This window comes from Xanthobacter autotrophicus (assembly GCF_005871085.1).
GTDB classification, from domain to species: domain Bacteria; phylum Pseudomonadota; class Alphaproteobacteria; order Rhizobiales; family Xanthobacteraceae; genus Xanthobacter; species Xanthobacter autotrophicus.
The window spans coordinates 145,752-159,436 of sequence record NZ_VAUP01000035.1; the positions used below are offsets into that span (position 1 = coordinate 145,752).

Below are 13,685 nucleotides of genomic sequence, written 5' to 3' on the forward strand. Positions count from 1 at the left end.
CGGCAAGACCGCCAGCGAAGTGCCGGGCTTATAGTGTCGCAGCGCGGCCGCGTCAACTCTTCAGTGCGCGCGGGCTCACCCGAGGGCGGCATCGCGGCGCCTTTACGGAGGGGTCCCGCATCGCGTATGTGCTCGACGCACTCTATATAGGAGCGGTGCGGGACCGTGGAAGCGGGCTCGCACATCCACCACGACAGGGGACCGGCGGGATGCCGGCGAGCGGGGGTTCGGCATGAGCGATGTGACGGTGACCGATCGTCCTGTGAACGACAGCCTTGTGACCGTGTTCGGCGGCTCCGGCTTCCTCGGGCGGCACGTGGTGCGGGCGCTCGCCATGCGCGGCTATCGCGTGCGCGTGGCTGTGCGGCGGCCGGAGCTGGCAGGCTTCCTCCAGCCCCTCGGCTTCGTCGGCCAGATCCAGGTCAGCCAGGCCAACGTGCGCTATCCCGAGAGTGTCGCCCGCGCGGTGGACGGTGCCGAGGCGGTGGTGAACCTCGTGGGCGTGCTGGCCCAGTCCGGCCGCCAGAGCTTCGATGCGGTCCATGCCTTCGGCGCCCAGGCCATCGCCCAGGCTGCGGCCCGGGAAGATGCGCCGCTGGTGCATGTCTCCGCCATCGGCGCTGATGCCAATTCCCCCTCCGGCTATGGCCGCAGCAAGGCCGAAGGCGAAGCCGCCGTGCGCGCCGCCGTGCCGGACGCCATCATCCTGCGGCCATCCCTGGTGTTCGGCCAGGAAGACGAATTCTTCAACCGCTTCGCCGCCATGTCGCGCCTCTCTCCGGTGCTGCCGCTGATCGGCGGCGGGGTGACGCGCTTCCAGCCGGTGTTCGTGGGCGACGTGGCTGCGGCCGTGCTCAGCGCGGTGGACGGCAAGGCCAAGGCCGCCACCACCTACGAACTGGGCGGACCGCAGGTGCGCACCTTCCGCGAACTCATGGAACTGATGCTGCGCGAGATCGGCCACAAGCGCCTGCTGGTGGATCTGCCGTTCGGCCTCGCCAACCTCGCCGCCCGCCTCACCCAGTGGGCGCCGGGCGCGCCGCTCACCACCGACCAGGTGGCCATGTTGCGCGCGGACAATGTGGTTTCCGACGCCGCCAAGGCCGAGGGCCGCACCTTCGCCGGCCTCGACATCACCCCCACCGCGCTTGCAACCGTGCTGCCCACCTATCTCTGGCGCTTCCGCAAGGCCGGCCAGTTCACCCAAGTGGAGACGTGATCCCCATGCGCCGGGGCCGGGATCTGAGCCCAAAACGGCGCGCGCAAGGTTGAGACGATGAGCGACGCAGCAAACCGCGACGCACCAAACCGCGCCCCAAGGAGCCACGACGGGCGGCACCTCGACGTGAAGATCTGCGGCATCAAGACCGCGGACGCCCTCGACGCGGCGCTGGATGCGGGCGCCGACCTGGTGGGCTTCGTCCATTTCGCCAAAAGCCCGCGCCACCTTTCCCTCACCGACGCCCCTCGCCTCGTGGCGCGGGTGGAAGGGCGGGCGCGCAAGGTGGCGCTGCTGGTGGACCCCGACGACGCCCTTTTGGCGCAGGTGGTGGCCGCCTTCGCCCCCGATCTCCTCCAGTTGCACGGCCACGAGAGCCCGGAGCGCGTCGCCGCCATCCGCGCCACCTTCGGCCTTCCGGTCATGAAGGCGCTGCCGGTGGGCCGGCGCGAGGACCTCGCGCCCCTGCCGGATTTCGCCGCCGTGGCCGACCTGATCCTGTTCGACGCCAAGCCCGATCCCGGCGCCCTATTGCCCGGCGGCAACGGCCGTCCGTTCGACTGGCGGCTCGTCGCCGGCCTTGACGCCGCCCGTCCGCTCATGCTTTCCGGTGGCCTCACTGTCGACAATGTGTCGCAGGCCCTTTCCGAGGTCCGGATGGACGGGGTGGACGTATCGTCTGGCGTGGAAGATGCCCCCGGCGTGAAGTCACCGGACAAGATCCGCGCCTTCGTCGCGGCGGTCCGGCGCACCGAGGCCCGCCTCCCGGAAGCCCGCCTGCCCGACCATCCGGCCGAAGCTGAACCGACCCGCGCGAAAACGGCGCTGGGGCCTGAAGATCTCTCATCGAAAGTGCGTGCGTCGTGACCGCTCTCAATTCCTATCGCACCGGCCCCGATTTCCGGGGTCACTTCGGCATCCATGGCGGGCGTTTCGTCGCCGAGACCCTGATGCCGCTGATCCTGGAGCTGGAGCAGGCCTACGAGGCGGCGAAGGTGGACCCCGCCTATCACGCCGAGATGGCGGGCTACCTCACCCACTATGTGGGTCGCCCCTCCCCGCTCTATTTCGCCGAGCGCCTCACCGACCATCTCGGCGGCGCCAAGGTCTACCTGAAGCGCGAGGAGCTGAACCATACCGGCTCCCACAAGGTGAACAACGTGCTCGGCCAGATCCTGCTCGCCCGCCGCATGGGCAAGGAGCGGATCATCGCCGAGACCGGCGCCGGCCAGCACGGCGTCGCCACCGCCACCATGTGCGCCCGCTTCGGCCTGAAGTGCGTGGTCTACATGGGCGCCGTGGACGTGGAGCGCCAAGCCCCCAACGTGTTCCGCATGAAGATGCTGGGCGCCGAGGTGGTCGCGGTGCAGTCCGGCTCGCGCACCCTGAAGGACGCCATGAACGAGGCGCTGCGCGACTGGGTCACCAACGTGCACGACACCTTCTATTGCATCGGCACGGTGGCGGGGCCGCACCCCTATCCGGCCATGGTGCGCGACTTCCAGTCCATCATCGGCCGCGAGACCCGCGAGCAGATGCAGGAGATGGAAGGCCGGCTGCCGGACAGCCTGATCGCCTGCGTGGGCGGCGGCTCCAACGCCATGGGCCTGTTCCATCCCTTCCTCGACGATCCCACCGTGGAGATCTTCGGGGTTGAAGCGGCGGGACGCGGCCTCGACACCCATGAGCATGCCGCCTCCATCGCCGGCGGGCGGCCGGGGGTGCTGCACGGCAACCGCACCTATCTGCTCATGGACGGCGACGGCCAGATCACCGAGGCCCATTCCATCTCGGCCGGCCTCGATTATCCGGGCATCGGGCCGGAGCATTCCTGGCTCAACGACGTGGGCCGCGTGACCTACCTCTCCTGCACCGACCAGGAGGCGCTGGATGCCTTCCAGCTGCTCACCCGGCTCGAGGGCATCATTCCGGCGCTGGAATCGGCCCATGCCATCGCCAAGGTGGTCGAGCTTGCGCCCAAGCTGCCCAAGGATCACCTGATGGTGGTCAACCTGTCCGGCCGTGGGGACAAGGATGTGCCCCAGGTGGCGGAAATTCTCGGCACCAGCCTGGGGGCGTAGCCATGAAGTCGTTCTCCACCGTTCTCGCCTTGAGTGTGGCCGTCGGCATTGGTGCCGGTGTTGCGGGCTTTGCCGCGCCGGCAGCGGCGCAGACCGCCGCCCTCCAGTTGACCACCGGCAAGGTGGTCACCGATCCGGCGGGCGCCTTCATCTCGGTCTCGGTGAAGAACGGCACAACGGCGCCGATCTCGGAGACTTACGTCGCCTGCGAGTTCTTCGCCGGCAACCGCGCGCTGGGCAAGTCGTCCACCACCTTGTTCTCCATCGTACCCGGGGTGACGGGGAGTGATCAGGTGCGCCTGCTCGGCGGCACGTCGGCGAACCGCGCCACCTGCGCCATCACCGGCCACAAATAAGGCCATCGGCCTCGGTCGTTGACCGATGCCAAGTGGGTACGCTCAAGTCCCGCGCCGGCTTGGCCCGTGTCCCAAGAGCCAAGCTCACGGGCCACAGGTTTAAGGCGCGCAGTCCCTCAGGACCTTTGTCCCGCGCCCTCGTCCGTTCTTTTATCCAGGCAGGCCCATGACCACCCAGGTGACCACGCGCATCTCCACCCGTTTCGCCGCGCTGAAAGAGGAAGGCCGCCCCGGCCTCGTCACCTTCGTTACGGCGGGCGACCCGGACGGGGAGACTTCCCTCGCCATCCTCAAGGCGCTGCCCGGGGCCGGTGCGGACGTGATCGAGCTGGGCATTCCCTTCACCGATCCCATGGCCGACGGCCCGGCCATCCAGGCAGCGGGCCTGCGCGCCCTCAAGGCCGGCCAGACCCTGGCCAAGACCATCGAGATGGTCCGCGTCTTCCGCACCGAGGACACCACCACCCCGGTGGTGCTCATGGGCTATTTCAATCCCATCTACGTCTATGGCGTGGACCGCTTCCTCACCGACGCCAGGGCGGCGGGCGTGGACGGCCTCATCGTGGTGGACCTGCCGCCGGAAGAGGACGATGAACTCTGCCTGCCGGCGCTCAACGCCGGGCTCGACTTCATCCGCCTCGCCACCCCCACCACCGACGACAAGCGCCTGCCGACCGTGCTCGAGCACACGGCGGGCTTCGTCTATTACGTCTCCATCACCGGCATCACCGGCTCGGCGACGCCGGACGCGGACCTGGTGGCCGCCGCCGTCGCCCGCATCAAGTCCCACACCGACCTGCCGGTGGCGGTAGGCTTCGGTGTGCGGACGCCGGAGCAGGCCAAGGCCATCGCCGCCGGTGCCGACGCGGTGGTGGTGGGTTCCGCCCTGGTGGAGGTGGTCCGCCGCACCCTCGATGCCGAGGGCCACGCCACCGCCAATACCCTGCCGGGGGTGGAAGCCCTGGTGAGCGAACTGGCCGAAGCGGTGCGTTCCATCAAGCGCTGAAGCGCCTGCGCCACCGAAGCCGGGCGATGGAGGCACCTGAGTGGACGAATGTGCGGCCCGGCTTCGTCCTGCCGCACTTTCGCCGCGTCGCGCTTGCCATTACATGGAAGCATATTGGTGTGCGCCGCAGCGCGGCTGTCCGCCCGCCTTCCGGAGATCGCCCGTGAACTGGATTTCCAACGTCGTCCGCCCGAAGATCCGCGATTTCCTGGCGCGCCGCGAGGTCCCCGAGAACCTCTGGGTGAAGTGCCCCGAAACCGGGCAGATGGTGTTCCACAAGGACCTGGAGGCCAACCTCTACGTCATCCCCGCATCCGGCTACCATATGCGCATGGATGCGGTGAAGCGGCTGAAAGCCACCTTCGACGACGGCGCCTACGAAGAAGTGGCGCTGCCGGAGGTGGCCACCGACCCGCTGAAATTCCGCGACGAGCGCCGCTACATCGACCGCCTGAAGGATGCCCGCACCAAGACCGGCTACCAGGATGCGGTGAAGGTGGCGACCGGCATGCTCACCGAGCTGCCCGTAACCATCGCCGTGCAGGATTTCGGCTTCATGGGCGGCTCGCTGGGCATGGCCGCCGGCGAGGCTGTGGTGAAGGGGCTCCAGACCGCCGCAGAGAAGGGCACGCCCTTCATCATGTTCGCGGCCTCGGGTGGCGCGCGCATGCAGGAGGGCATTCTGTCCCTCATGCAGATGCCGCGCACCACCGCCGCCATCCAGGAACTGCGCGAGACCAAGAAGCCCTACATCGTCGTGCTCACCAACCCCACCACGGGCGGGGTCACAGCCTCCTACGCCATGCTGGGCGACATCCAGATCGCCGAGCCCGGCGCCCTCATCGGCTTCGCCGGCCCCCGCGTGATCGAGCAGACCATCCGCGAGAAGCTGCCCGACGGCTTCCAGCGCGCCGAATACCTGCACGAGCACGGCATGCTCGACATGGTGGTGCATCGCCACCAGATGCGAGACACGCTGGGGCGCCTGTGCCGCATGCTCATGAAGGCGCCGGCCCTGCCGCCCAAGGGTCGCCTGCCCCGCCCCGAAGCGGCCTGACGAGGACGCCCCAGCGGGCGCCGGCATCTTAATTGCCGCGCCCGCGCGAGAATGACCATGGCCCTGCCCCGCCCCTTACCCTTTCCCCCGCCCGCCCGCGCCACCGACGAGATCCTTACTCGCCTCGCCGCGCTCCATCCCAAGAAGATCGACCTGTCCCTGGCGCGGATGGGCCGGCTGCTGGATGCCCTCGGCAATCCGGAACGGCGTCTGCCGCCCACGATCCATGTGGCCGGGACCAACGGCAAGGGCTCCACCATCGCCTTCATGCGTGCCATGCTGGAGGCGGCGGGCCAGCGGGTGCACGTCTACACCTCGCCCCATCTGGTGCGCTTCAACGAGCGCATCCGCCTCGGCGCGCCGGGGGGCGGCGTGCTGGTGTCCGACGAGGCCCTCGCCGAGGCCCTCGACCGGACCGAGACGGCCAATGCCGGCCAGCCCATCACCCTGTTCGAGATCACCACGGCGGCGGCCTTCCTGTTGTTCGCCGAGCATCCGGCCGACGTGCTGCTGCTGGAGGTGGGCCTCGGCGGCCGGCTCGACGCCACCAATCTGGTGGCCGAGCCGCTGGCGAGCGTGATCACCCCCGTCTCCATCGACCATGTGGATTTCCTCGGCACCTCGGTGGAGGCCATTGCCGGCGAGAAGGCGGGCATCATCAAGCCGCGCCGCCCGGTGGTGGTGGGCTCGCAGGTGCCGGAGGCGCTCGCCGTCATCGAGCGGGCGGCGGCGAAGAAGCTCGCGCCCTTGTTCGTGCGCGGCCAGCAATGGAACGTCAGCGAGGAAGCGGGCCGCCTCGTCTATGCCGACGAGGACGGGCTGCTCGATTTGCCGCGCCCGCGCCTCGTGGGGCCGCACCAGATCGACAATGCGGGCCTTGCGGTGGCGACGCTCAGGGCAGTGAAGCTGCCGGCGGCGCACGAGGCCGGCATCCTCCAGGCCGACTGGCCGGCGCGGCTCCAGCGCCTGCCCTCGGGACCGCTGGTGGCGCGGGCGCCGGCGGGCGTGGAGGTGTGGCTCGACGGCGGGCACAATGCCGCCGGTGGGGCCGCCCTCGCCCACGCTTTGTGCGAGCTGGAGGAGCGCTATTCGCGCCCGCTCGTGCTCATCCTCGGCATGCTGGGCACCAAGGATGTCACCGGCTTCCTCGCCCCCTTTGCCGGGCTGGTGCGGGAGGCCATCGCCGTGCCGGTGCCCGGCGAGCATGCCGGCCTCAAGCCCGAGGACGTGGCGGCCGCCGCCATGGGCCTCGGCATGTCGGCGCGGGTCGCCCGCGACGTGGGCAGCGCCCTCGACAGCATCACCCGCACCTCGCAGGTGCCGCCGCCCCGGGTGCTGATCTCCGGCTCCCTCTATCTCGCCGGGGCAGTGCTTGCCGCCAACGGCGCCGAGCCGGCCTGACCGTCCCGCCTGAAACGGCCTTCGTCTCACGCGAAGACGAAGGCGAAACCTGCTGGTGCCCCTTTCCGCCCTGCCCACCGCGTGCAGGCGGAAGCACGCGGGCGGGCGGCGGCGCGCGACCGAGAATGGTGCGCTCTGGCGGACCGATTTCGAACCCGCAGGGTTCGCAAGGCCGAATGGCCGCCGCCGACGTTTCGGCGCCCCCTCTGGAGCGAAGCGGCCGAAGGCCGCGCAGCGTGAAGAGAAGAAAATGGTGCGGGCGGTCTGCATCACATTGTAATATCAGCGTAAATCGCCATCTCTCAGGCGAAATCTATCCTGTTGACTCAGGATCTCGTTCTTGTTTCGTTCGCAATCATCCGCTATCGTCCGTGATCAACTCATCGCGGCTCAAAAGGTGGATTGGCGGGTGGATTGAAATGGGGCGCGGATTGAACCGTTTGTCGGCGATCGCCGTTCGATCAGCCGCCGCCGGGAAGCATGCCGACGGGGGCGGCCTTTGGCTCCACAAGCGGCTCGACGGCGGCGCCCAATGGTTCTTTCGCTTCACGGTGCACGGCCGGCGCCGGGAAATGGGGCTGGGGGCCGCAACCGACGTGTCATTGAGGGAGGCGCGAGAGGCGGCCGACCGCGGGCGCGCCGTGGTGCGGCAGAGCCTCGACCCGATCAAGGAACGGGAACGTGAACGACGGGAGGCGGCGCGCACGCTGCACTATCTGAAGGACATCGCCCTCGACGCCTTCGAGAGCCGAAAGGCCGAACTGAAGGGCGACGGCAAGGCCGGCCGGTGGTTCACGCCACTCGAACTCCACGTCCTGCCGAAGCTTGGAAGCGTGCCCGTCGCCGACATTGACCAGAAGGACATCCGCGACACCCTGGCGCCCATCTGGCACGTCAAAGCCGAAACGGCACAAAAGGCCCTGAGCCGGCTCGGCCTCTGCCTAAAGCACGCCGCGGCGCTCGGTCTCGACGTGGACCTGCAGGCGACCGAAAAGGCGCGCGCCCTGCTCGGACAGCAGCGGCACAAGCCCGAGAACATCCCCGCCATGCCGTGGGGCGAGGTTCCGGGCTTCTACGCCAGCCTGAACGAAGGGACGGTGACGCACCTGGCGCTGCGCCTTCTCATCCTGACGGGCGTGCGATCCGGACCGCTGCGGTTCATCCGGGAAGACCAGATCGCCGGTGACGTCTGGACCATTCCCGGCGAGGCGATGAAGGGCCGGAAGGACCGGACGCCCGATTTCCGGGTGCCCCTGACAGGCGCGGCGTTGGCGATCATCGAACAGGCGCGACCGCTCGCGCGCGGTGGCTACCTGCTCCCGAGCCAACGCAAGGGCGTCATCTCGGACATGACGATGGGCCGCTTCATGGAGCGCGCTGGCCTTGAGGCGCGACCGCACGGCTTCCGCTCCAGCCTGCGGGATTGGATCGCTGAAGCGACTGAAACGCCCCACGACGTCGCCGAGACAGTGCTCGGGCATACGGTCGGTGGCGCAGTCGAACGCGCCTATCGGCGGACGGACTTTCTCGACCAGCGCCGGGCCCTGATGGAGCGGTGGGCGCAGCACGTGACGAAGAGCAATGGAACGGCACACGAAGAACGAGGCGACGATGGCAGATAAGATTGATCGCTTCAGCCTGGACCAGTTTCCGAAGATGCGGCTGGGCGGGCGGGAGTTTGTAAAGGTTTCGCCCCGCCGCATCCTCCTTACCGCAAGCGGGGAAGATCCTTCACAGGACCCGGAACAGGTCTGGATTGCCTACCCGCCGCCTGACGACCAACTGGAATTCCCCGGTCACCCCGAGCTGGAGGATATCGGCCCTTTCGTCACGTCGGGGATCGCGTCGCACGACGTAGACAGAGGGATAACCGAGTTTCGCCACGGTGAATGGCCGGGCGGGTTTACCGCAATGCAGATCAAGGATTTCGACGATCTGGATTTGTATTTCCAATGCATGGGGGTGCTTCATGCCCATGGCTGGGCAGATGGCGGGGCAGGACCTACCGCTGAGCTGTTAGCGCGACTTGCGAGCATCGTGGGAGGGGAGAAGATCAAGGCGTTGCACGCTAACGATCCCGAAAACGCCCATCTCGCGATCTTCGAGCTGGCGGCGGTTCATCTGACAAGCCCTCTAAGCCGCGTATGGTATGCAGCAAATATGCTTGCCCTCTATTATATTCATAATGACGATTTTCGTCTCGGAATATTGGTGAGCGAATATCGGATTAAGATGCGGTATGAGGTTTTCATGTTGAAACACATGGAGCTGACAGAGAAGAACAGAGAGAATGGCGCGAAGGGTGGTCAAGCCGACCGGAAGGCGGAACGCCACCACACCCTGAATGAAATCGCCCAGCGCCGCTTCAGGGAGATTGCCTTCGCCTCGGACGGCGAGGGCGTTCGCCTCGCCATGCGCTGGGCCGCAGAGCATGACGCCAAAGCCGAGGTTCCACTATTCAGGTTTAACGGTAGACCCCTGAGCAAGAAGTGGTACGCCGAATGGCTCGCCGACTTCCGTCTCAAGGCGAGGAGGGTCAAGTAGGATCAAGCACTTAGGCGAACTTGAACCACCGGTTCTTGCCATTTACGTGACCGAACCACCGGTTCGCTGAGGAACGTGGGTCGAACCGGTGCTTCGAAACAAGATCGCGGGCGAACCATCGGTTAGCCTCTGAATTCATTGATAGTTTCACCTCGCATCACTCAACCGCGAGGCAAATCAATGAACCCTAACGATCACCTGCTTACTGCCCGCGAAGGCGCGGCGCTTCTCCACATCAGCGTGCCCACCTTCTGGCGGCGGGTGGCCGACGGCACCGTGCCGAAGCCGATCAAGATCGGTGCTCTTTCGCGCTGGTCGCAGGCCGAACTCGAAGCTGTGATCGAGCGCGCCAAATCCCGCCGTGTGCCCGTGGCGACCGAGGCCGCGTGCCAGGCGTGACCGGGCATCCGCTCCCCCTTCCCATGGAGACACGACGTGACCGTCCTCGGCATTGATCCGGGCATCTCGGGCGCATGGGCGCTGCTGCACACCGACGGCACGCTCGCCGCGGGCGACCTGCCGGTGGCCGGCGGCCAGATCGATGCCGCCACGTTCTCGGCTTTGATCCGCAGCACCCGACCGGTGGCCGCGTTCGTGGAGGCGGTACACGCCATGCCCAAGCAGGGCGTCGCCTCCACCTTCAAGTTCGGCATGGCGCATGGGACCATCATCGGCGCCCTGTCCGCGCTGCAGGTGCCGACGAACCTCGTCGCGCCGACCTCATGGAAACGCCACTTCCGCCTCGATGCAGACAAGGAGAAGGCCCGCGCCCTCGCCTTGCGACTGTGGCCGGCCGCCGGGTGCTTCGCCCGCAAGAAGGACCATGGGCGCGCCGAAGCCGCCCTGATCGCCCGCTTCGGCTCCGAGGTGTGGGGAGGCGGGCGATGATCGACTTCGACGGCATCAACGATGCCGCCCGCCCTGCTTTGCCCGCCCTGGTGGTGCGATGGCTCCCCGCTGGCCACCGCGAAGGCCGCGAGTGGGTAGCCCGCAATCCGCGCCGCGCCGACCGACATCCCGGCAGCTTCCGGGTGAACCTCACCACCGGGCGGTGGGCCGACTTCGCCACCGGTGACAAGGGCGGCGATCCGGTCTCGCTCGCCGCCTTCCTCTTCGACCTGTCGCAGACCGATGCCGCCCGGCGGATCGCCGATATGCTCGCACTGTCCGGAACGGTGAGATGACGGAACACGCCGATCCCTTCGCTCCCCTCGGCGCCGACGAACTCGAAGCCGCGCCCGACCTGCCGGACAATGATCCATGGCGGCCGATCCTGCCCGTTCCGGAGGATGCGCCCAAGCTCACCACCGCGACCCTTTCGGCTTTCGCCCCGCCGGGCTACGCCTTCACGGCCGGCTGGCGCTATCGCGATGGCGAGGGCCGCTTCCTCGGCTGCATCGTCCGGTACGACCGGCCAGCGAACGGTGTGCCCGCTGACAAGCAGGTGCGGCCCGTCACCTTCTGCGAGGGGCCGGACGGCAAGCGCGGATGGCGATGCAAGGGCTTTCCTGAACCGCGCCCGCTCTATGGACTGGATCGCCTCGCCGCCCGCCCCGAGGCTCCCGTGCTGGTGGTGGAGGGCGAGAAGGTGGCCGACGCCGCCGGCAAGCTCTTCCCCGATCACGTCGTCATCACCTCGCCCGGCGGATCGAAAGCCGCGCGCAAAGCGGACTGGCGCCCACTCGCCGGGCGCCGTGTCGCCATATGGCCCGATTGCGATGCGCCCGGCGCGGCCTATGCCGCCGACGTTGCCGCGCTCGCCCACGCCGCCGGCGCCGTCTTTGCCGAGGTGGTGACGCTTCCCGACGGCCTGCCGCAGAAATGGGACCTTGCCGATGATCTTCCCGCGGGCATGGCATGGTCGCTGATCGAGGATGCGCTCGCCGCGGCCATGGCGGGGCCCGCCGGCCCGGCGCCGATCCTCTCCTCCCTGCCCGCCGTCCTGCCCTTCATCCCCGAACTGCTTCCGGCGGCGATCGGCGGCTATGTGACGGACGTAGCGGATCGCCAGCAGGCGCCGCCGGACTTTGCCGCCGTGACGGCCCTGTGCGGCCTCGCCGCCGTGGTGGGCAACCGGGTGCGCATCGCACCCAAGCAAAATGACGACTGGACCGTGGTGCCGAACCTGTGGGGCGCCATCATCGGCCGGCCGAGCGCCATGAAGACGCCGGCCATGCAATCTGCCCTCTCCCCCGTCTACGCCATTCAGGATCGCATGCGGGAGGCCTGGGAAGCCGAGCTGCGGGCCGATGCGGTGGCCGACACCTTGTCCGTGTTCGACGCCAAGGATGCCAAGAAGCGCGCCGAGAAGGCTCTGAAGGATGGCGACCGCGACGGCGCCCGCGCCATCCTCGAGGCGCAGGCGGGCGATGATGAGGAAGAGGAGAAGCCCTGTCCCCGGCTCATCGTCAACGACGCCACAGTGGAGAAGCTGGGCGAACTGCTGAACCAGAACCCGCGGGGCCTCCTGCTGATCCGTGACGAGCTGACGGGCTTCCTTGCCCGCATGGAGCGGGAGGAATTCCAGGGCGAGCGCGCCTTCTACCTTGAAGCCTTCAACGGCGACGGGCGGTTCATCTACGACCGCATCGGCCGGGGCACGGTGCGGATCGAGAACTGCACCTTGAGCCTCATCGGCGGAGTGCAGCCCTCGCGCATCGCCCCGATCGTTCGTGGCGCCATGACGGGCGCCAGCAATGACGGCCTGATCCAGCGCCTGCAGCTCGCGGTCTGGCCGGACGATATCGGCCAATGGAAATGGACCGACCGCCATCCCGACCGGGACGCGCGCGAGCGCTATCAGGCCGCCTTCGACGCTCTGGCGGGAAGCCTTCCCGGCACGACCGAGCATCCTCTCATCATGCGCTTTTCGGCTGCGGCGCAGGACCTCTTCCGCCAGTGGATGGAAGAGATCCAGAGCGAGGCCCGTTCGGGCGTCCTGTCCTCCACCATGGAAAGCCACCTGCTGAAGATGCCGGCGACGGTGGCCAGCCTCGCCTTGCTGTTCGAGCTGATCGAAGGCGGCCGGTTCGAGGTGGGGGAGGACGCGATCCGTCGGGCGCTGGGCTGGGCCGACTACCTGCGCAGCCACGCGAGCCGCCTCTATGCCTCCGGCAACTCGGTGGTGGAGGACGGCGCCCGCCTGATCGTGGAGCGGCGGGCGCAGCTCCCCAGTCCGTTCACGGCGCGCGATGTCCATCAGAAGGCGTGGGCTGGTCTCTCTGACCGGGATGCGGTGAGTGCGGCAATCGACATGCTGGTGGGCACGAACCATTGCGCCGAGGTGGAGAAGCCGGCCGCCTCGAAAGGTGGCCGTCCGACCATCGCCTACGCCTGGCACCCGAGCCTCGGGAGGTGAGCCAATGGGCAACTGGTACGACGGGCTGAAAAAATCTGAAAACGCCCACTGTCGAAACCCCCAAAACCCTCAAAACCCACCGGGATACAGTTTCGAGGGTTTTGAGGGTTCGCATTCTGAGCGAATGGCGAAATCCGCAAGCCCTGTTGAGCGGGTTTCGAGGGTTTCGAGGGTGCCCAGTCCGGCCGAAAGCGAAAACCGCGAACGGGTGCACCGACACCACGAGGGTGGTTTCGAGGGTTTTGAGGGTGCCGCCTCAGGGCGACTGGAGCGTTTTTCGTCCGGACCGACGCCTCCCCCGGCACCTGGGCGGAGCAGGGAGGCGAAGGAACGTCAGGCGTCGCCAAAAAATCTGCCCTGCGCCTCGGAGCCGACCTGTCAAAACCCTCAAAACCTTACCGGAGTGGGTTTTGAGGGTTTTGTCGGTTCGTCACCGGAGCGGATCACGCATTTTTCGCGCTTGGCCGGCTGGGATGCCGAGGACTGGCAGGCGGCCTTCGATGAGCGGGCCGCTGTCCTCGAATATGACGCGGGCCTTCGCCGTGCCGACGCCGAGCGCATCGCCCGCGCCGAGGTGTTCAAGCCCGGTGGGCGAGCGTCATGAGCGCCAGGTGGAAACCCGCCGCCCCGCCGGCGCACCCCATCCGATCAGCTATCCCCCAT

Annotated in this window: 14 protein-coding genes; all 14 read left to right on the forward strand. The window is 67.8% G+C overall.

Annotated elements, in window-relative coordinates; all coding sequences use genetic code 11:
- Positions 1-232: 232 nt before the first annotated feature.
- The 14 genes from FBQ73_RS16680 to FBQ73_RS16745 all read left to right on the forward strand — a co-directional run bounded on the left by FBQ73_RS16680 (position 233) and on the right by FBQ73_RS16745 (position 13,626).
- Entirely contained in the window at positions 233-1,219 is a 987-nt protein-coding gene (locus FBQ73_RS16680; RefSeq protein WP_138400620.1) for a complex I NDUFA9 subunit family protein, read from the forward strand.
- Positions 1,220-1,276: 57 nt separating this feature from the next.
- Positions 1,277-2,086: a phosphoribosylanthranilate isomerase gene (locus tag FBQ73_RS16685; protein ID WP_246089742.1), complete on the forward strand. Its 810-nt coding sequence runs from the start codon at positions 1,277-1,279 to the stop codon at positions 2,084-2,086.
- On the forward strand, positions 2,083-3,300 hold the full coding sequence (gene trpB, locus FBQ73_RS16690) for a tryptophan synthase subunit beta (RefSeq protein WP_138400621.1): 1,218 nt from the start codon (positions 2,083-2,085) through the stop codon (positions 3,298-3,300). Before FBQ73_RS16685 ends, trpB begins: the two co-directional genes overlap by 4 nt.
- A 2-nt stretch (positions 3,301-3,302) precedes the next feature.
- Positions 3,303-3,656: a hypothetical protein gene (locus FBQ73_RS16695; RefSeq protein ID WP_138400622.1), complete on the forward strand. Its 354-nt coding sequence runs from the start codon at positions 3,303-3,305 to the stop codon at positions 3,654-3,656.
- 178 nt (positions 3,657-3,834) lie between these two features.
- Positions 3,835-4,662: a tryptophan synthase subunit alpha gene (gene trpA, locus FBQ73_RS16700; RefSeq protein WP_138400815.1), complete on the forward strand. Its 828-nt coding sequence runs from the start codon at positions 3,835-3,837 to the stop codon at positions 4,660-4,662.
- Between the two features lie 163 nt (positions 4,663-4,825).
- Complete coding sequence (gene accD, locus FBQ73_RS16705) at positions 4,826-5,719, forward strand: acetyl-CoA carboxylase, carboxyltransferase subunit beta (protein WP_138400623.1); 894 nt, start codon at positions 4,826-4,828, stop codon at positions 5,717-5,719.
- 51 nt (positions 5,720-5,770) lie between these two features.
- Positions 5,771-7,120 (forward strand): bifunctional folylpolyglutamate synthase/dihydrofolate synthase, encoded by a 1,350-nt coding sequence (locus FBQ73_RS16710; RefSeq protein WP_138400624.1) that lies wholly within the window; start codon positions 5,771-5,773, stop codon positions 7,118-7,120.
- A gap of 419 nt (positions 7,121-7,539) precedes the next feature.
- Positions 7,540-8,742 (forward strand): tyrosine-type recombinase/integrase, encoded by a 1,203-nt coding sequence (locus FBQ73_RS16715; RefSeq protein ID WP_138400625.1) that lies wholly within the window; start codon positions 7,540-7,542, stop codon positions 8,740-8,742.
- Positions 8,732-9,664, forward strand: a complete 933-nt coding sequence (locus FBQ73_RS16720; RefSeq protein WP_138400626.1) for a hypothetical protein — start codon at positions 8,732-8,734, stop codon at positions 9,662-9,664. The genes FBQ73_RS16715 and FBQ73_RS16720 overlap by 11 nt, the downstream gene beginning before the upstream one ends.
- Positions 9,665-9,844: 180 nt before the next feature.
- On the forward strand, positions 9,845-10,063 hold the full coding sequence (locus FBQ73_RS16725) for a helix-turn-helix transcriptional regulator (RefSeq protein WP_138400627.1): 219 nt from the start codon (positions 9,845-9,847) through the stop codon (positions 10,061-10,063).
- Between the two features lie 36 nt (positions 10,064-10,099).
- Complete coding sequence (locus FBQ73_RS16730; RefSeq protein WP_138400628.1) at positions 10,100-10,552, forward strand: RuvC family protein; 453 nt, start codon at positions 10,100-10,102, stop codon at positions 10,550-10,552.
- On the forward strand, positions 10,549-10,848 hold the full coding sequence (locus FBQ73_RS16735) for a hypothetical protein (protein WP_138400629.1): 300 nt from the start codon (positions 10,549-10,551) through the stop codon (positions 10,846-10,848). Before FBQ73_RS16730 ends, FBQ73_RS16735 begins: the two co-directional genes overlap by 4 nt.
- A gap of 668 nt (positions 10,849-11,516) precedes the next feature.
- Positions 11,517-13,022 (forward strand): YfjI family protein, encoded by a 1,506-nt coding sequence (locus tag FBQ73_RS16740; RefSeq protein WP_138400816.1) that lies wholly within the window; start codon positions 11,517-11,519, stop codon positions 13,020-13,022.
- 4 nt (positions 13,023-13,026) lie between these two features.
- Positions 13,027-13,626 (forward strand): hypothetical protein, encoded by a 600-nt coding sequence (locus FBQ73_RS16745; protein WP_138400630.1) that lies wholly within the window; start codon positions 13,027-13,029, stop codon positions 13,624-13,626.
- Positions 13,627-13,685: the final 59 nt, after the last annotated feature.